The sequence below is a fragment of the Microbacterium sp. 22296 genome, from assembly GCF_052045385.1.
Classification (GTDB): Bacteria; Actinomycetota; Actinomycetes; order Actinomycetales; family Microbacteriaceae; genus Microbacterium.
In genome coordinates this window covers 1-19409 of sequence record NZ_JBQEOS010000015.1, presented here as the reverse complement: position 1 = coordinate 19409, position 19409 = coordinate 1, and the positions used below count along the sequence as shown (strand labels likewise).

Here is a 19409-nt window from a genome sequence, read left to right as displayed (position 1 = left end):
GTGCTCCGTCGGTGTGGAGCGGCGATGGTCATTTGACGGCGCCGCTGGTGATGCCCGAGATGATCTTGCGCTGGGCCACCATGAAGGTGATCAGCAGGGGCAGGCTCATCAGGATGATGTACGCGAAGATCAGGTGCCAGTTCTGAAGATACAGACCCGCGCTGGCCACTTGGTACAGATTCAGGGGCAGCGTGTCCAGGCGGCCGCCCACGACGAACAGCGCGTAGAAGACGTCGTTCCAGATGTAGAGGCAGATCAGGATGGTGGCCGTCGCGAGCACGGGCATGAGCAGCGGCAGGATGATCTTCACGAAGACCTTCACCGGCGAGGCGCCGTCGACGCGGGCCGCTTCTTCGAGCTCGATCGGGATCGTGCGGACGAAGCCGGTGACGAAGAAGATCACCGTCGACATGTACATGCCCATGTAGACACCGATCATTCCGACCGGGGTTCCGGCGAGGCCGAGCTGGCGAAGCAGCAGCACGATCGTGACGACAGCGGGCGGGAGCACGATGCCGCTGATGGCCACCGCATAGACGAACGCGAGCCCTTTCGACTTCCGCCGCCCCAGGATCCACGCGGCCATCGATCCGAGGATGAGCACGCCGAGCACGGCGGGGACCATGACCAGAACGCTGCCGCCGAACGCGGCGATCATGCGGCCGTCGCCGATCACGGTCGCGAAGTTGTCGAGCAGGCGCCATTCCGAGGGCAGCGCCAGGGTCGGGACGAACGCTTCGGCCTGCGTCTTCGAGGCCGTCAGCACGGTGAGCAGGAACGGGATGCCGAGGAGCGCCACCGCCACGAGGATCGCGGCGACGGGCTGCGCGACCCGGGCGAGGGGGCGGCGCCGTCGCGGCGGGCGTCGGGTGCGTCCTGTGGTGAGGGTCATGGTGGCGGTCACAGCACGTCCTCCCGCTTGCGCAGAGTGCGGATGACGGGGAAGGCGAGCACGGCGACGACGAGGAAGAGCACGAGGCTCATCGTCGTGGCCTGAGCGAACAGTCCCTGCCCGAAGGTCCGGAAGATGAAGATGTTGAGCAGTTCGGTGGTTCCGCCGGGCCCGCCGGCGGTGGTGGCCTGCACGATGTCGAAGCCGTTCATCGATCCGAGCAGCGCCGTGGCGACGTTGAAGGTGACGGCGGGGGCGAGCAGGGGGAAGCGGATGGAACGGAAGGTGGTCCACCAGCCTGCGCCGTCGAGGCGGGCGGCCTCCATGACGTCGTCGCTGATCGTCTTGAGGCCCGCGAGATAGATGAGCATCGACAGGCCCATCCACTTCCAGGCGTGGATCAGGGCGACCACGACGATCGTCCAGGTGGTGCTGCCCAGCCAGGCGATCTCGACGTTCTGCCCGGTGAGCAGGCCCAGGATGCCGTTGAGGGCCCCGTCGGGCTTCAGCATGGCCTGGAAGATGTAGCCGACGGCGAGGGCCGACATGATCACCGGGACGAAGAAGGCGACGCGGAGGGCCCGGTTGGTGCGGGTGTCGCGCTCCAGCAGCAGCGCCAGGGCGAGGCCGAAGAGGTTCTGGAAGATCGCGACGAGCACGGCGTAGACGAGGGTCACGGTCAGTGCGTTGACGAGCGAGCCGTTGGAGAACAGCGAGACGAAGTTGTCGGGGCCGATGAAGTCGATGGAGCTCTTGAAGCTCGACCAGTTCGTGAAGGCGTAGACGAAGTTGAAGGCGGTGGGGATGGCGAAGAACACCACCAGCACCGCGAGCGCGGGCACGAGGAACCACAGGGGGTGATCTTTCGCGTGTCGTCCGCGCGACGCGACGCGGGCCGACCGTGGTGGCGGCGTCACCGTGCGGGGCCGCTCGAGGGTCGAAGTCATGGGGTGTTCCTCACGAGGAAGGGGGCGCCGGGTCGGGGCCCGGCGCCCCGGGGTGGGTCAGAAGCCGGGTGTCCCGATGGCCTTGGCCAGCTCTTCGAACTGGGCCTGCGTGGCCTCGGCGACCTCGGTGGGTGTCTGCGTCCCCTGGATCATGTCGCCGAGGTTGAGGTACAGGTCGGGGTTGGCGACCGCGAGGGCCTGCATCGATCCGACGGCGTCGCCGAGCGAGTCACTGACGGCAAGCAGCGCGTCGGGCACGTCGGGCGACGACTCGACGCCGCTCTGCAGCGAGACGGTCTTCTGGGCGTCGACGAAGTCGGCGTACCCGTCGCCGAGCCAGTACGACAGCAGCTGGCGTGCCGCCGCCTCGCGCGTGGCATCCCCGGTCTTGAAGGCGACGAGCGCGTTCGCCTGGTCGGGAATGAAGGTGCCGACGTTGCCGCCGGGCGAGATCGGGAAGAACCCGATCTTCTCGTTCAGCTCGGCGGTGTCGGCGAGCGACTGGAGCTGGCCGAAGTACGAGTTCACCTGCACCGCCATGGCCGCCTCGCCCGCGAGCAGGGCGGGACCCTGGTCCTCGAAGGTCGCCGTCTTCAGATCGGCGTTGAACAGCCCCTCCTGGATGAGGCCCTGGTAGGTGTCGATCGCGCCCTGGATGGTGGGGTCGGTGAACTTCTCCTCGTTGGCGTTCACGCGATCCCAGAGCCCGTCCTTCGCCGCGTCCGCCAGCTGCACCTGCACCCACCACTGGGTGGCCCAGGGCGTGCCGCCGCCGAAGTCGTAGAACGGGGTGACACCGGCGGCCTTCAGCTGCCGTGCGGTCGCGAGGAACTCGTCCCAGTCGCCGGGGGTCGAGGTGATGCCCGCCTTCGCGAACACCTCCTTGTTGTAGTAGACGCCCTCCACGGCGGGCGTCGAGATGAGCGCGGCGTACCGCGTGCCGTCCAGGATGCCGGTGATGTCCTTCAGCTCCGGCGTGTACGCGTCGATGAAGGGTGCGCCGTCGAGCGACTGCAGGTTCGTCGAGGCGTTCAGCGCCGTCAGCTGCGACGCGGTGGGCTGCCAGAACGCGAGGTCGGGCTTATCGCCGGTGGCGACCTTCGTCTGCACGCTCTGCTCGTACGGGTCGGGGATGGTGACGACGTCGACGGTGGCACCTGTGGCCGCCTCGAAGCCCTTGACGACGCTGTCCGGGATCTTGTTCGAGTTCTGCGCCGCCCAGATGGTGAGGGTGGTGCCGTCGAGCTTGGTGTCCTGCGCGGGCCAATCGGCGGGTCCGGCCGCGGCGCCGCCGCCGGCTCCAGGGTCCGAGCAGCCCGAGAGGGTGAGGGCCGCGACGGCGGTGAGGGCCGCGACGGCGATGAACCTCTTCTTCATTGAATTGCTCCTTCGATGTGATCAGTGTGATCGGGTGCGGGCGTCGGCGTCGACCCGGTGGGCCGTGTCGACAGACGCAGGGTGCGTGCGGCGAAACGGGTGTCGACGCCGCGCACGTGGAGGGTTCCCGTCGTGGCATCCCATTCGGTGTGCCAGGCGGGGAGGTCCCGGGGGAAGACCGCGGTCACCTCGACGTCATCGCCGACGAGGTGGGGGAAGCTCAGCGAGACCGCGTCCTGATCGCCGCGGTGCCACACCGAGACGAGATCGCCGCGGTCGCCGCGAAGTCCGAGGGCGATCCACGGGTCGTCCCATCGCGGGAGCCCGAGCGGCCAGTGCGGGTGCGACGCGCCGATCTCCTCGCGCAGCGTCTTGGCGACGGCGATCGCGTCCGCCACGCGCTCGCGCTGTGCGGCATCCATGCGGTTCAGGTGGCCCGAGACGTAGAAGCGTCCGAGCAGACCGGTGACGAGACAGAACGCCGATTCCTCGGCATCCATCTCGGGCTGGGGGTACGCCCAGCTCGCGGCCTGCTCCGGAAGGATCGACAGGGGGGCGGCCGCCGCGATCGGGGGGTACTTGCGGAAGTCCTGCTGGTCGGAGGTGGACTGCATCGCCAATCGCGAGAGCATCGCGTAGTCCATGCGCATCGCGCCCGAGCTGCAGTTCTCGATCACGAGGGTCGGATGCCGGTCCAGCACCCCGTCGAGCCAGTCCAGGACCGCCCGGTTGTGTTCCAGCAGGCCGTCGCCGACGCTGTCGGCGTCGCGGTCGGTGCCCGAGCCGGGGTTGATGTTGTAGTCCATCTTGAAGAACCCCACGCCGAAGTCGGCGACGAGGCGGTCGACGACGTCGTCGAGGTGACCGCGCGCGGCGGGGTGCCGCAGGTCGAGGTGGAACCGATCGTGCTCGACGACGCGCTCGCCGTTGCGTTGAAGGAACGCCTCGTGGGGCAGCGCGTCGGCGAGGGGGCTCCGGATGCCGACGACTTCGGGCTCCAGCCACAGGCCGGCCACCATCCCGGCCGCGTGGATGGCGTCGATGACCTCAGCGAGCCCGCCGGGGAAACGCGTCGTGGACGGCTGCCAGGCGCCGACGGTGTCCCACCAGTGCCCGGAGTCGTCGTACCACCCGGCGTCGATGCAGAACACTTCGGCGCCCACGTCGGCGGCGGCGCGGACCAGTGGCAGCAGTTTCTCGGTGGTCGGGTCGCCGTCGAGGGTGTTCATGTAGTCGTTGAACACCACGGGCATGGCGGCGTTGTCGGGGTGGTGGCGGCGGGTGGCGCGGCGGTGGTCGGTCAGGGCATCGACGGCGGCTCCCGCGGAGTCGCCGACCGCGAGGGTCACCGGCACGCTGACGAAGCCTCCGGCGGGGTCGAGCACGCGCGTCCACCCCGAGTCGGCGTCGGTCGGACCCGACAGGCCGAGGTATGCGCCGGCGGTGTCCTCGCCGATCTCCCAACGCCAGGCGCCGTTGTGCTCGATCTGCCAGGCCAGGGCCAGCCCCACGGCGGAGGATTCCAGGATGCCGGTGGGCAGGTGCTGCGCGGTGGACCAGGTGCCCGTCGAGACGGCGCTGAAGGCGCCCCGGGGGTTGTGCCCGGTGAGGTGCTCGGCGAGGGGGACGAAGTCGGGGCCGCGCAGCGGCGTCCGCGTCCACCGTCCCTCACCCAGCCAGTCGCTGGTTCCGGTGAGGCGGTCCCAGCCCGCGAGGGCGTCGTCGACGCCGTCGCGCTCGGTGAAGCCCGCCACCCATGAGGCGACCGCACGCAGGACGATCCGCCCGGTGCCGATGTTGACGACGCGCACTCGGCTGGTGAGCGCGGCGACACCCTCGCGCGCCGTGAGTTCGATGGTCGCCTCGAGGTCGGCGGAGCGCTGGCGCAGGGTCAGCGTGCGCGTATCGGCGACGACCGTCTCGAGGTGCTCGACGTAACGGAAGCGCAGGCCGTGCTCGGTGTGCGCGAGGCGTCCCGACGCGGGGCGGTGGCCGGCGTCGGCGGTGAGGACCTCGACGAGCGGCACGCGGTGGACGCGGTGGTGGCCGGAACGGATGACGTACCCCGCGCACGTCACCGGGTGTCCGTCGTCCCAGTGCAGATCCAGGGCGAGAACGTCGGTGCCCCACTGCAAGCGGGCGGGGGTCGCCCCGGTGGCCGGGGGATGCGTCGTCGTCATTCGTGTCTCCGTCGTGTCGAACGAGAGGGACGCTAACCCATCCTGAAACCGTTATCAAGCCGGGATCTGAAACCGTTATCAGTAAATTCGACCCATCTCTTGCCCGGGCAAGCGGTCGCCCCTATGCTCTCGGCTTGAAAGCGTTATCAGAATCGATCACGCGCTGCCCTTCCACTCGACGACGAGGAATGATGAGCACGAGAACCCGCCCCCACTCCGTCTGGCGACCCGCTGCCGCCCTGTGCGCTGTCGCGCCGCTCGTGCTGAGCCTGATCGGCGCCGCGCCGGCGTCGGCCGAGACCACGGCGCCCGCGCCGATCGTGAAGTACACCTTCGACGGCGGCGCGACGGCGCCCACCATCGCCAACTCGGGCACGAAGGGATCCGCCTTCGACGCGCGCGTGCACAACGCCGGCTCCCTCGCCAGGGGAACCGGCCCCACCGCGACCGCGGGGGCCTCGGGCCTCTTCCCCGGCGGCGCGCAGGGCTCGTCGAGCACGGCGGCGCCGTACCTCGACATCCCCGCGGGCCTCTACGACGGGGTGAAGGCACTGTCCGTCTCGACCTGGATCAAATGGGACGGGCGAAACTCCGGCAACCTGCCGTGGGCCTACATCGTCGGCAGCGACGGACTGCCCCGCGACAACTGGGGTCTCTACTTCGTCCCCAACGAAGACGGTCAGTCCAAGGCCGTGGCCAACTCCGGCACCGAGGTGAAGGCGGTGTCGCCGGTGCCGCTCACCGCCAACGCCTGGACGAAGATCACCTCCGTCGCCGACGGCCAGACGCTCTCGTACTACATCAACGGAGAACTCGTCCGTCGCGAGAACGCCGCGGTCGACTTCAGCAAGCTCGGGGCATCGTCGAGCACGCGTTCGGGTCTCATCGGACGCGTGCCCTGGGCGCCGCAGTGGGCGGCGCTGTTCGGCGGCGAGTTCGACGACTTCTCGATCTACGACGTCGCCCTCACCCCCGAGCAGGTGGCCGCGGACTTCGCCGCATCGGCCGGACCGGTCACGGCCGTGGCGCAGACGTCCTGGCAGATCGCCACGACCGCGGGCCAGGCGCCCGTGCTCCCCGCCCGCGTCGGCGTCACCCGCGAGTCCGGACTGAAGACCGACGCCGCCATCCGCTGGGATGCCGTCCGCGCCGCACAGTACGCCACCGCGGGCTCCACCTTCACCGTCGCCGGCGTCATCACGGGCACTGATCGCGCCGTCACCGCCACCGTGACCGTCGGCGCACGACCCACCGAGGAGATCGTGGCCGACCTCGGCCGCCGCACCGGCGACTTCCGCGGCGGCGCGTCGGGCACCCTGTACGGCCTCGGCGACGAGCAGTCGCCCACGCAGGCGCTCGTCAACGGCGCCGCCATGACCAACGTGTCGCAGAAGCCTCCCTTCGGCACGCAGCACCCCGGCGGGGACGCGTTCAACATCGAGGACACCTTCTTCGACAAGCACGGTGAAGACCTCTACATCTACACGCAGGACTACTACCCCGACTGGCCCTACAACCGCGGAGTCCGTCCGGGCGACGACCGCACGTACGTGCGCGACGCGAACGGGACGCTCACCTCCGAGTGGACCTCCGGCGGCAACGGCCTGTGGGACTACCTCGAGGTGCTCGAGATCGTGACGGAGGCCGTCGCGACCGGAGCGGACGACCCCGAGAAATACGTCTTCATCCCGTACAACGAACTCGACCTGCAGTGGTTGAACAACGACGACCGCTACTACCGCTACCTGCACCAGGGCGGACAGCCCGACAGCTTCACCCCCGGAGGGGCGAGCGACTGGGCCGCCGCGTGGAAGGTCATCACCGACGTCTACGCCAAGCACGGGCTGAGCCGACCCCGCATCGCCGGGCCGGGAGACGCCGCGTGGCGCGGTGAGGGCAACATCAAGGCCTTCCTGCGTTCCGCGATCGCAACGAACACGGTCCCCGACATCTACGTGTGGCACGAGCTGCGGGGCTACCAGTGGATGCCGGATCGCGCCAACGCGTTCCGCCAATACGCACGCGACCTCGGCATCGCCGAAGACAAGATCCCGCAGGTCAACATCACGGAGTACGGCGCGAGCAACGACATGAGCTCGCCGTCGAACCTGCTGCGGTGGTTCGCCAGCTTCGAGGCGGCCAAGATCGATGCGCAGACGGCGTACTGGACGGCATCCGGCACGCTCTCCGACAACCAGGCGAAGGTCAACGCCGCCAACGGCGGATGGTGGATGTTCAAGTGGTACGGCGACCTTCACGGGTCGCAGACGGCCGAGGTCACCACGAACCGCGAGAAGGCGATCGCCGCCGTCGACGACGCCAACCGTCGTGCGCAGATCATCGTGGGCGGCATCGAGCAGGGCCGAGACGGCCAGCTGACCGTGCGCGGACTGTCGAAGGACACCTTCGGCGACGCCGTCGACGTGGAGATCCGAGAGGTCCTCGTGTCGGGCACCGACGGCATCGCCGACACCCCGCGCGTGGTCGCCGCCTACGACGACTCCGCGGTGGCCGACGGCGTCGTGCAGGTGCGCGTGCCCTCCGCGAACGCGAGCGCGGCGTATCAGGTGGTCATCACCCCGGCGACCGGTCGTGACGTCGAGGCCGCCGCCGCTCAGCAGGCGCCGCACCAGTGGTCGGAGGCCGAGGACCTCGCGATCACCGGCGGCGCGGTGCGCACCCAGCCGGGTGGCGGCTACCGCCTCTCGGGCGACCGCGATGTCACCGGTCTGACCGGCGCGGACGGCCGCCTCGACTGGCAGGTCGACGTCGCCGAGCCCGGCCTGTACCGCTACACCGTGCTCGGGGCGACGCCCGGTCGCGCCGCCCAGCACGCTCTGTTCGTCGACGGCGCGGACGCGGCCACGGTGCAGTACGGCGCCAACGCGGTCAAGCCCGACAACGTGCGCGGCACGGCACGCGGTACCGCCGAGGTCTACGTCACGCTCAGCGGCGGGACGCACACGCTGAGTCTGCGCACCAGCCGCGACGGGCAGAACGTGCTGCCGGGCGCCGGTGTCGACGGAGGCGTCACGGTGGACCGCGTCGAGCTCACCCGCGTGGGCACCGACTCGAACGCGCAGCGCGCCGAGTACCCGGCGACGACCCTGCGTCTCGCGGGCGGCGCGAAGCTGGTCGCCGGAGAGGCGACGATCGGCGCGGGCGACCGTGTCGACGTCTACCCTTCGGCCGACGAGTCGGGCTACTACGACGTCGCCGTCGACTGGCAGGGCACCGACCTGGGCCTCACGGTCGACGGCCGCCTCGCGACGACCTTCATCGACGGCCAGAAGCGTGCGCGCATCCACCTGCCCGAGGGCATCAGCGAGATCGAGTTGCGCAGCACCGGCGGAGCGCGCGTGAGCGCGGTCACGACGACCCGGGCGGTCGAAGGCGACGCGGCGATCGTGAAGGTCGAAGTCGAGGATGCCGCGAAGGCCGTTCTCGGCGGCACCGCCGTCGCGAAGGGCTTCGGCTCCGAGCTGACCAATGGCTCCGGCTCCGGCTACGTCGCGGGCCTCGGGATCACCGACGCCAACGCGGCGAATCAGGGGACCCTGACGATCCGGCGGGGCGCCGGGTTCGACCGCGCGGGTGCCTACAACGCGATCGTGCACTACTCGAACGACGACATCGAGGGACGCCACGACTACAACCCGCAGGTCGTCGACCTGGGGCTGCAGGCGCAGGAGGCCGGTCATGACGGTCTGGTGGGGCGTTCCACGTTCCGCTACACCTACGCCGCGAACAACTTCTGGGAGGCCGTCATGCCGGTGAACCTGGCGAGCGGCGACGGCGCGGTGACCTTCGGCAACACGAAGGAGACGCTCGTGATCGACGAACGCACGAGCCAGCAGGACCAGGTCGTGCTGAAGGGCTACGCCGTCGCCCCCGACGTGGATTGGATCGCGTTCGCCCCGCTGGTGCTCGAGACCGACGGAACGGCCGTTGCGGCTCCCGCAGCGCCGGCGGCACCGACGGCGTCCGTCGAGGGTTCGAAGGCCACCGTCGAGTGGGGTGCCCCCGCCGCCAACGGTTCCGCGATCAGCTCCTACATCGTGCAGCTCACCCCTGCCGACGGAGGCGCGGGGCGCACCGTCACCGTGACCGAGAACCTGCGGGCGCGCATGTCCGTCGCGATCGCCGATCTGCGGGTCGGCGCCTGGACGGCGCGCGTCACCGCGGTGAACGCGGCGGGCTCCTCGCCCGCTTCTGCGCCCTCGGCGAGCTTCACCGTAGCGCCGCCTCTCAAGATGGATGCCGTCGCCTCGACCCGCAAGATCGCCGGCAAGGCGTACGTCGCGGTCGAGGTCGTGAACCGCTCGGCGGTGCCGGTGGATCTCGAGGTGGTCACCGCCTACGGCAAGAAGTCGTTCACCGCGGTTCAGCCGGGCAAGAGGGTCAGCACCGTCATCAACTCGGGGAAGGCGTCCATCCCCGCCGGGAAGGCCACCGTCACGGCCGCCGCCACGATCGACGGCACCCGCGTCACCTCAGGCGTCGAGGCGCCCTACGCCGCGCAGAACTGAGAGACCGGGTGGGGGCGGGTAGGGCTGCCTCCATCCCTCCCCGGGTGGGGGCGGGTACGGCCGCCTCCACCCTGCTCGGGTGGGAGGAGTGCCCTCCTCGCTTCCTCCCGGCCGAGGTCGCGTTCCCAGCGACACCCCTGGTTCCGGCCCGGTCGTTCTTCGACCGGGCCGGACTCATGTGCGGCACTGCGCCGGGCGGGGAGCCACCCTCACCCCCTCTCGCTCCCGGGCGCGCCGCGAAGAGGAAGTCCGTCCCGTCGCGCCGAGGCCGTTCCCTCGGCTCCGTCGGGGGCCCCGCGCAGGACGAATCGGGTCGGGCGGTCGGTGGCTCCGCGGAGATCGCGCGGCAACCTCGATCCCGGACGCGCCGAGGGCTGCACAGTCCGACGCATTCCCGCGATGGAACGCATCGACGTCCGCGCTCGGGACGGGCCCTTGCGGGTGCGGTCGCGCGGGATGGTCTATTCGAGGATGAACGCGCGCCCGTTGATGAACAGCGTGTCGGGCTCGGAGGTGTCCATCTGTAAGACCGCACTGCTGTCGAATCCGGCCTGCTCCCAGGCGGCCAGTCCCACCGGAGCGACGGTCGAGGTGACGAGCAGTCCTCTGGCGAGGACGGAGAGAATCTGACGACGGGTCATCGGGAATCCTTCTCGAGGTCGTCGACGTCGACGGCCCCTTCGCGGGTTCGGGGGAACCCTGGTCGGTGGGTGAGTGTGAACTCGTGTCCACGGTAACCCGGGCGTGTTCTCGGTAACAAGTGGTTTTCCTGGGAGAACGACAAGGAGACTCCGGCCGTCGCCGGAGCCTCCACGCGAAGTGGGCCCCGGCCGAAGCCGGAGCCCACCTCCTCACCTTTCGGTGAGGCACGCCATGAATCAGCCGCAGGTGCGCGCGCCGTACGCGGCCTTCACCTCCGTCGCGCCGCCTGCCGTGTCGGTGGCGGTGACCGTCACCGTGCCGGCGACGATCGACGACTGACGCACCGTGAAGCTCTGCGTCGTCGTCTTACCCGCGGCAAGGGATGCCACCGTCTTCGACCCGTGGTCCGACGTCATCGCCAGCGACACCGGCGCATCGTCGCGGTTGGTGACCGAGACGGCCAGCACCACCTTGCCCGCCACGCACCGGCTGGTGACCGCGGCCGTGACCTCGGGACCCGCCGCGGGAACGGTCTGCGGCTTCACGCTCTCCAGCGTGGGAGTGACCTTCTGCATGAGGCCGTCGGTGCCGAACGTCACCTTGTCGATGGTGGTCTCGCGGTTGTTGCCGTTGCCGTTCGGCATGGCGAAGCGGTGGTACGCGATGTACCAGTCGTCGGTTCCGGGCACGTTGATGATCGAGCTGTGGCCCGGCCCCTTGATGCCGAGGGACAGGTCCTTCTCGAGGATCACGCCGCGGTACGTCCAGGGCCCGTTCATGCTCGTCGCGGTGGCGTACCCGACGCGGTAGTTCTCCGATCCGGTGTCGTCGATGGCGTACGTGAGGTGGTACAGGCCGTTCCGGTAGTTGAAGAACACGCCCTCACGGAAGTCGGTCAGGCCGTTGATCCGCTGGTAGGTGCCCGGCTTGATCGACTTCATGTCGTCGGCCAGTTCCGCCAGGACGGGGGAGCCGTTGCCCCAGCCGAGGTACCACTTGCCCGATACCGGGTCGTGGAAGGCGGCGGGGTCGATGGCCTGGCCCGAGGTGACGGCCTCGTTGTTGAGGATCATCGCGTTGGGTTCGGCCGTGAAGGGTCCCTCGGGGCTGGTGGCGACGGCCACACCGATCGTCTTGCGGTCCAGGGCGGCGTTGTGGCCGCTGAAGTAGAAGTAGTACTTCCCGTCGCGCTCGATGATGGTGGGTGCCCACGCGTTGCCCGTGGCCCACGGCACGTTCCCGTTCGCTCCGTCGAGCGTGAGGAACGGCGTCGCCGACCGCGTCCAGTCCGTCAGGTTCTTCGACTTCCAGACGTAGAACTCCTTGCCGCCCCAGCCGGGGAAGCCGTCGCTCGTCGCGTAGATGTAGTACGTGTCCCCGAACACCGCGATGTTCGGATCGGCGTACAGCCCGGGCAGCACGGGGCTGTTGACCACGCGTGCCTCGATCTTCCACTCCGCCTTCGCGCCCGAGGGGGTCGTCACGGTGTAGGTGACGGGGGTGCGCAGGTCGACGGTGGTGCCCGAGGCGGGCGACACCGTGGAGCCGGGGACCGTGGTGAAGGTGGGCGCGAGCTTCGACACGTCGGTGCCCTTGACCACCGGCAGGATGGCGGTGCGCGCCTTGCCGTCGGTGATCGGTGCCATCTTCAGCTTCTCCGGCTGCGTGAGCGACACGTCCAGCAGCTGGTCCTCGACGCCCGCGTTCTGCAGGATCTCGGTGTTCGACAGCGCCCGGTTGTACACCCGTACGTTGTCGTACCAGCCCTGGAAGTACCCGTCCGCGCTGTAGAGCGACTTGCCGAGGTATCCCGCGAGGTTGTTGCCGAGCTCGCTCACCGACGCGTTCAGGGCGAGGTTCTCGTCGACCTTCACCCCGTCGATGTACATGCGCAGCGTCTTGCCGTCGTAGACGAGGTCGTACTTGTGCCACTGGCCGCTGGAGATGCTGCCGGTGACGTCGGACTCGTTCTGCCACGTCGCCTTCGTGATCGCGGTGCGGGCCTCGCCGCCGCGCACCCGCAGGAACGAATACTTGTCCTGGCTCTGCCCGAAGGCGAAGGTGAAGAAGTTGCCGCTCGTGCGCTCCGACTTGATGTCCATCGACACCGTCATGGTGTCGCGGCCGTCGAAGAATCCGGTCGGGAACGAGGCGAAGCCGTTGGCGGCTCCTGTGAGGCGCAGGGCCGAGCCCTTGTCGGCGTCGGTCGCGACGGCGGCGGTTCCGGATGCCGTCAGGTCGGCGTCGCCGATGGAGTCCGCGAGCGAGCCGTTCTCGAACGTGTACTCCGCGATCGGCCCCTGCTGGGGCTCCTCGGGCGTGACCGGGGTGTCGCCGTACTTCTCGAGCAGACGCGCTTCCTCCGCCTTCGACAGGCGCAGCACCGAACCGTGTCGGAACTTCTCGTCGAACGAGAACTGGTCGGCGCCGCTGCCGCTGCTGAGCTGCGTGAACTTCAGGCTCGCGAGCGAGTCGGTGACGTGCGCGTAGTAGTTGAACTCGTCACCCATGACCGACCAGCGGTTGTCGGGCAGCTGGTAGACGGTGAGGCCCTCCATACGGCCGCGCAGGCCCGCCGCGGCGGCTTGCCCGGGAGCGATCTTCTGCGTCCAGGGACCGTCGAGCGACGGGGCGGTGTCGACGACCGTGTCCCAGTCCGAGGTCGAGAACCGGTAGTAGGTGTCGCCCTCCTTCGCGATGGTCGAGTCGATGATGTTCCGGCCACCCTGACCGTCGCCCTTGGGGTTCAGCGTCGTCCAGATCTCGGGCGTGGTGAACGTCGTGAAGTCACGCGTCTTGGTGAGGTACATGCGCAGTGCCCAGTCCGGCGTGTTGTTGTCGGTCTGATCGCGCGCCGCCCAGTAGACGTAGTACTCACCGGTCGCCTCGTTGTAGATCGCCTCGGGCGCCCACACGCAGCCGGCCTTGTCGAAGCCGGCGAAGACGATGCGCTGGTCGCTCCAGTTCACCAGGTCGGTGGATTCCCACACGACGATGTTCTGGCTGGCATTGAGCTGGTCCCAGCCCGAGCCGCCGGCTCCGCCGCCTTCGGCGTGCAGGTCGGTGCCGATGATCCAGTACTTGTCGCCCTCGGGGGAGCGCACGAGGTGCGGGTCGCGGACGCCGAGGTCGCCGCCCAGGTTGGCGAGGATCGACTTGTTGTCGTTCAGCTTCTCCCAGTGCAGCCCGTCGGTGCTGTGACCCATGAAGATCTTCTCGTAGCCGCCCTCGGTGGCGAAGTGGGTCCACAGGTATCCGGCGGTGTAGTCCTTGTCGAGACCCGCGGGGGCCGCCTTGACGGTGACCTCGATCTGACGGGTGACGGAGGTTCCGGATGCCGCGGCGGTCAGCGTCACCTTCGTGTCGGTCGCGCCGCGCGTGACGACGCCGGCGGCCTTGCCGTTCGTCGACGTCGTCGAGATAACACCTGCCGGTGAGGCCGACCACGTGATGGCCGTGCCGTTGACCGACCCGGTGGACGGGAGGGTGATGTTGCCGCGCACGTCGGTGGCGTTCGGGATGCTGATCTTGTCGAGGTCGGCTTTCGCGAGCTCGGCGTTGCCCGGCATCGCCGCCACGGTGACGGCGAAGGTGCGGGTCTCGGTGGCCGAGCCCCGGGTGAGGGTCGCCGTCAACGTCACGGAGGCGGGCTGCTGCCCGGCCGCGGGGCGGGTAACCTTGCCCGCGGTGCTGACCACGGCGGGGTTGCTGGAGGCCCAGCTGACCGCGGACCCGTTGACGCCGGTCGTGGGCAGGCGCAGGTCGGCGGTCACGGCGCTGAGGTCGCCGAGCGAGAGGGCGGCGGCGTCGCGCTGCAGACGCGTGGCGTCGGCGGGCACGAGGGCGGAGACATCGGATGCCGAGAGCGCGGTGTTGTACACGCGGAAGTCGCGCACGCTCCCGGCCAACCGGCGGTCGGCGTTGTAGACCGAACGGCCGATGTAGTTCGCGGTGGTCGTTCCGCCCCCGATCGCGCCGGGCTTGGTGGTGACGTTGGTGGCCTGGCCGACCTGCGCGCCGTCGAGGTAGACGCGCGCCGTGTCGGTGGCGTCGTCGAGCGTGTAGGTGATGGTCTTCCACACGTCGCGCTGCAGGTTGGCGCTGCTGTTCACCGTCTGCTCGGTGCTCCAGTTGCCGGTGGCGATCGACGTCTTGTACGAGTTGCCGGTCGAGTAGAGGTAGCCGTTGCCGACCCCGCCCCCGTCGGTGTTGCCGAGGCCGTAGATGAAGTAGGGGGTGCCCTGGTCGCCTCGCACCAGCACGTCGGCGCTGATCGTGACCGAGTCGAGGCCGGCGAGCAGGTTGTCGGGCAGGTCGACGTAGTCGTCGGTGCCGTCGAGGCGGACGCCCTCGCCGCCGGTGAGGGTCGCGCCCCCGACGTACGTGGCGTTGCGTCCCTTGCCGGACGCGTCGACGGCGGTGGTGCCGCTCGTGTCCGTCAGCGGGTAGTGCGCGACCAGGCGGTCGTCGGCGGCGGCGGCGGGCTGCGCGGCGACGAGGGCGCCGGTCAGCGCGAGGGCGAGGGTCGCGACGCTGGCGAGCGCGCGACGGGGAAGAGGGTGCTCCATTGCGATCCTTTCGGACAGCCGTCGTTGGCTGCCGTCGTGCAGGGATGGGTGGATGTTATCGCTCACAGTGCGCGGACACAAGAGCGGGCGACGACGCGCGAGCCCGCGGTCCGCGCGACTCCGGCGGGGGTGCGCCGCCGTGACGACCGCCGTGAACGGGTCCTGTCCCGTCNCCCCGGAGTGACGGAAAGCGCAGGACCTCTCCGCCATTGCCAGGGGGTGGGGTTACCGCTAACGTCTACCGGGATGGTCGGTACCCGACGCCGAGTCTCGTGAGCGCAGCAACGCTTTCGAGGGCGACCTACCCACGCCGACTCATGCTTCGCCGGTCGAGCGCACGACGGCGTCGCGCACGTGATGTACCCCGCTCCGTTCCGGCCCTACCCGGCGGAGCCGCGCACCCCGCACCAAGAGAAAGGTCTCGAGGATGAGATCACCGGTTCCCCTCCCGCCCCGAGCCGCGAGCCCGCGTCGCGTGTCGAAGGCGCTCACCGCGTCGCTGACCGGTGTGCTCGTCGCCTCGACCATGAGTCTGGTCGCGCCCGCCGCCTACGCCGCCGACGTGCCGGCGCCGACCGCGCACTACGACATGTCGCACTCGGGCACGTCGCTGATCGACGTCTCCGGCAACGGCCGCAACGCCTCGCTCACCGGCTTCACCGACGCCTCGTTCGCCGACGCCGCCGGCGACGCCGTCCTGCGCTTCAAGGCCGACGGATACGCCGCGCTTCCCAAGGGGCTGGTCACCGGTACCGACAACGACTTCACCGTCGAGTACACCGTCGCGGCGCAGTCCGCGGCCAACCACTTCGGCTGGGTCATCGGCGACGGCGTCGGGCCGTGGAACACCACCCAGCTCGGCAACCACATCTTCCTCAGCCCGCGTTCGGCGCAGGGCGGCTACACCGACCAGGTGCTCGCCGCCATCCGCGTCAAGAGCGGCAGCAGCAACGGTGAGACTCGCATGCCGGCAGGCGGCGGCCTCAACCCCGGGTTCACCACCCTCACCATGGTGGGCTCGGGCAACACCCTGACGCTCTACCGCGACGGCAGCGTCATCTCGACCCTCACGCACGCCAACTCGCTCAGCTCGATCATCCCGTCGGGCAACGTGCTCGGATACCTCGGCCGATCGCTCTACCAGGGCGACTCGCTGCTGCGCGCCGACGTCACCGACGTCAAGTTCTGGGATGCCGCGCTCACCTCCGACCAGGTCAGCTCGAGCATGCCCACCGCGTCGCAGAAGTCCTCGACGACGTCGGCGCTGCTGCGCGGCGATGTCGCGGCGACGATGCTGCTGGCCAACACCTCCCTCGACAACGTCTCGAGCAACCTGAACCTCGCCGCCTCGGTGAACGGAGTCGCCCTGACCTGGGCGTCGTCCAACCCGGCCGTGGTGTCCAACACCGGCGTTGTCTCGCGGTCGATCTCGGCGAACACTCCCGTCACCCTGACGGCGACGAGCTCGCTGGGCGTCCTGACCTTCGATGTCACGGTCGTCGCTCCCAGCGTCTCCACCGACCTGAACGCCATTTCGCTGGCGTCCCGGACGACGGAGAACCTGCCCTTGGCGACGAAGGGGGCCGTCAACGGCGCCACCATCAGCTGGACCTCGTCGAACCCCGCCCTCGTCACCTCGACCGACGCCGCCTACACGGCGCCGGCGGTCGGTGCGGCCGACCCGTACCGCGGCGGCGGCCTCGTCGCGCGCCCGGCGTACGGCGCGGGCGACGCGAAGGTCACGCTGACGGCGACGGCCACCCTCAACGGTCAGACCGCGCAGAAGACGTTCGACGTGACCGTGGCCGAGAAGGGACGTTGGGCGCCGGATGCCGGCTATGCCGCGGCGTACTTCAAGTCCGACGGCGACGAGAAGATCTACCAGGCCGCGACGAACGGCAACGACTTCTTCTCGTTCTCGCCGGTGAACGGCGGTCAGGCGGTCATCACCTCCACGACCGACACCAAGGGCCTGCGCGATCCCTACATCCTCCGCTCCAAGGACGGCGACAAGTACTACATGGTCGCCACCGACCTGTGCATCAGCTGCGGCACGGGCTGGGGCCCGGCGCAGTCGAACGGCTCGCTCAAGATCGAGGTCTGGGAGTCGACCGACCTCGTGAAGTGGGACCGCACGAACGGCGCCAACCAGGGCATCACCATCAACCAGCCCGAGGCCGGTATGACGTGGGCGCCCGAGGCGTACTGGGATGACGCTCTGCAGTCGTACGTCGTGCACTTCTCGTCGCGTCTGTACAAGGACGCCTCGCACACCAACACCGACAACCTGCACGCTCGCGTGTTCTACGTGCTCACGCGTGACTTCAAGACGTTCACCTACCCGCCCACCGAGTGGCAGAACACCGGCTACGCGCGCATCGACTCGACCGTGCAGAAGATCGGCGACTACTACTACCGCTTCAGCAAGAACGAAGAGGGTGGCGCGGCCGACGGCCTCGAGGCGGGTAAGGACATCTTCCTCGAGCGCTCCAAGGTGCTGACCGCCCCGACGACGCGCTCCGACTGGAACGCCGATCCCGAGAAGACCTGGCAGCTCACCGACACCAACATGACGCGCCTCGAGACGAACGAGGTGGGCGAGGGCCCGCAGATCGTCAAGCTCAACGCGGGCGACCCGAACAACGCCGGGGGCGACGGCTACGCCTTCCTCGTCGACAATTTCGGTGCCGGCGGGTACCGCGCCTTCGTCACCACCGGTTCGGCGATCTCAAGCAGCTCGCAGGCCGACCGTCTGTCGCGCCGTGCGGACTGGAACGTCCGTCCGGTCGGCGGCCTGCCCGCCAGCCCGCGTCACGGTTCGTTCGTGAGCGTGAACCAGTCCGTCCTCACCGCGATGCGCGACTGGACGTCGGTCAAGGCGGTCGCCTCGACCACCACCCTCACGCGTGACGGGCGTACGGCCACCGCTGTCGTCGCCGCCGCCGACCAGGGTGATGTCGCGGGCACCGTGACCTTCTCGGGTGAAGGGTGGACGCAGACGGTGAAGCTCAGCCAGCGCTCCGCCTCCGTCGAGGTGCCGGCCACGGTGCGCTCGGTCACCGCGCGGTACGACGGGTACACCGACGGCCGGGTCGCCGCGTCGTCGTCCGAGGCGCTGTCGCTGGGTCTCGACCTGTCGGCCGCCGTGGCGAACCGCTGCGTCGCCGGAAAGGTCACGCAGGTGGTCACGGTGACCAACGCGGACTCCGTCGCCGCCGACGTCACGGTCACCGGTGCCTTCGGCAGCAAGAAGCTGACCATCGCGGTGGGCAAGGCCGCGTCGGCGGCGTTCTCGACCCGCGCGACGTCGGTCGACGCCGGCACGGTGTCGATCGACGCGGTCACCAGTGGGACGAAGAACGATTCGACGACGTTCACCGTGCCGGCCCCCCGGGGCAGCTGCGGCTGATCCTGCATCGCCGGTGGGCGGTCCGACCCGATCGGGTCGCCCACCGGCTCACGGGCTCTCCCGTGAGCCCGTCGGGTCGCGGCCGTCGCTCGCGCGAGCGGCGGCGACGCGGCACCCTCGCGCGGTTCGCCGTGCACACCTCGATCCTGATTCCTCGACCACCGACGAAACTCTTGTCTTCGGTTGGTGTTCTCGCTAACATTCATCATGTCGCGGGGCGGGGGATGACCCGGATCCTTCCCGCAACGACCGGAGCGTCCGGTGAGCTTGCTAGTCGTTCGACGTCGGTGTCGGACGAAGAAACGGAGTACACAATGAAGTTTTCCAAGGGTGCCGCGGCTCGTATCGCCGTGGCCGCTGCCGGTGGTCTGGTGCTCGTGGGCACGGCGGGTGCGGCGTTCGCCGCCGAGGTCGACGGCTCCGACGTCGACGTCAACGTGCAGATCGCCCCGGTCGTGGGCCCGGGCAGCCTGAGCCTGACGGTGGCCGGTACCTCCGCCACGCTGACGGAGTCGGCATCCGGTGACGCCCAGGTGCGCCAGTTCGACGGTGCCCTGCCCACCGTGACCGTCACCGACACCCGTGACGTCGCCGACATCCCGGCGGATCACTTCTGGTACGTCGTCGGTCAGGCCTCGGCGTTCACCGGCCCCGGTGGCGCCACGATCTCCCCCGACCACCTCGGCTGGACCCCGAAGCTCATCGACGGGGGCGACACCGGTCTCGTGACCGAGGGCGAGCCGGTCGGCACCTCCGAGGACACCGGCGACGACGCGGTCGGCCTCGTCGACAAGGAGCTGCTGTACACCGCTCTCGAGTCGAAGACCGTGAAGGAAGGCGGGGAGTCCTCGTGGACCGCCGACGC

9 protein-coding genes are annotated in these 19409 nt (G+C 69.4%); 3 read left to right on the top strand and 6 right to left on the bottom strand.

The annotated features are described in order from the left end of the window. Positions 1-28: 28 nt before the first annotated feature. Genes ACTJJP_RS17050 through ACTJJP_RS17035 form a run of 4 tightly spaced genes read right to left on the bottom strand, consistent with a single transcriptional unit; the run spans position 29 to position 5396 of the window. Complete coding sequence (locus tag ACTJJP_RS17050; RefSeq protein WP_440776177.1) at positions 29-904, bottom strand: carbohydrate ABC transporter permease; 876 nt, start codon at positions 902-904, stop codon at positions 29-31. After that, on the bottom strand, positions 901-1839 hold the full coding sequence (locus tag ACTJJP_RS17045; RefSeq protein ID WP_440776176.1) for a carbohydrate ABC transporter permease: 939 nt from the start codon (positions 1837-1839) through the stop codon (positions 901-903). Before ACTJJP_RS17045 ends, ACTJJP_RS17050 begins: the two co-directional genes overlap by 4 nt. Positions 1840-1896: 57 nt before the next feature. Next, the gene (locus tag ACTJJP_RS17040) at positions 1897-3216 is read right to left on the bottom strand and encodes an ABC transporter substrate-binding protein (RefSeq protein WP_440776175.1); all 1320 of its coding nucleotides are present in this window, start codon (positions 3214-3216) and stop codon (positions 1897-1899) included. Then, positions 3213-5396, bottom strand: a complete 2184-nt coding sequence (locus ACTJJP_RS17035; protein WP_440776174.1) for a glycoside hydrolase family 36 protein — start codon at positions 5394-5396, stop codon at positions 3213-3215. The genes ACTJJP_RS17040 and ACTJJP_RS17035 overlap by 4 nt, the downstream gene beginning before the upstream one ends. Before the next feature lie 191 nt (positions 5397-5587). Here ACTJJP_RS17035 and ACTJJP_RS17030 point away from each other — a divergent pair, with 191 nt between their 5' ends. After that, the gene (locus ACTJJP_RS17030) at positions 5588-9925 is read left to right on the top strand and encodes a LamG-like jellyroll fold domain-containing protein (protein WP_440776173.1); all 4338 of its coding nucleotides are present in this window, start codon (positions 5588-5590) and stop codon (positions 9923-9925) included. Positions 9926-10386: 461 nt separating this feature from the next. On the opposite strand, the gene ACTJJP_RS17025 is transcribed toward ACTJJP_RS17030, so the two are convergent. Both ACTJJP_RS17025 and ACTJJP_RS17020 read right to left on the bottom strand, forming a co-directional pair. Next, a complete protein-coding gene (locus tag ACTJJP_RS17025; RefSeq protein WP_440776172.1) occupies positions 10387-10566 on the bottom strand; it encodes a hypothetical protein in 180 nt (59 codons plus the stop codon). A gap of 237 nt (positions 10567-10803) precedes the next feature. After that, a complete protein-coding gene (locus ACTJJP_RS17020; protein WP_440776171.1) occupies positions 10804-15135 on the bottom strand; it encodes a family 43 glycosylhydrolase in 4332 nt (1443 codons plus the stop codon). A 427-nt stretch (positions 15136-15562) separates the two neighbouring features. On the opposite strand from ACTJJP_RS17020, the gene ACTJJP_RS17015 reads away from it, so the two are divergent. Beyond that, complete coding sequence (locus ACTJJP_RS17015) at positions 15563-18544, top strand: immunoglobulin-like domain-containing protein (RefSeq protein ID WP_440776170.1); 2982 nt, start codon at positions 15563-15565, stop codon at positions 18542-18544. 314 nt (positions 18545-18858) lie between these two features. Next, positions 18859-19409, top strand: a 551-nt coding sequence (locus tag ACTJJP_RS17010) for a hypothetical protein (RefSeq protein ID WP_440775914.1), incomplete at its 3' end; no start/stop codon positions are given.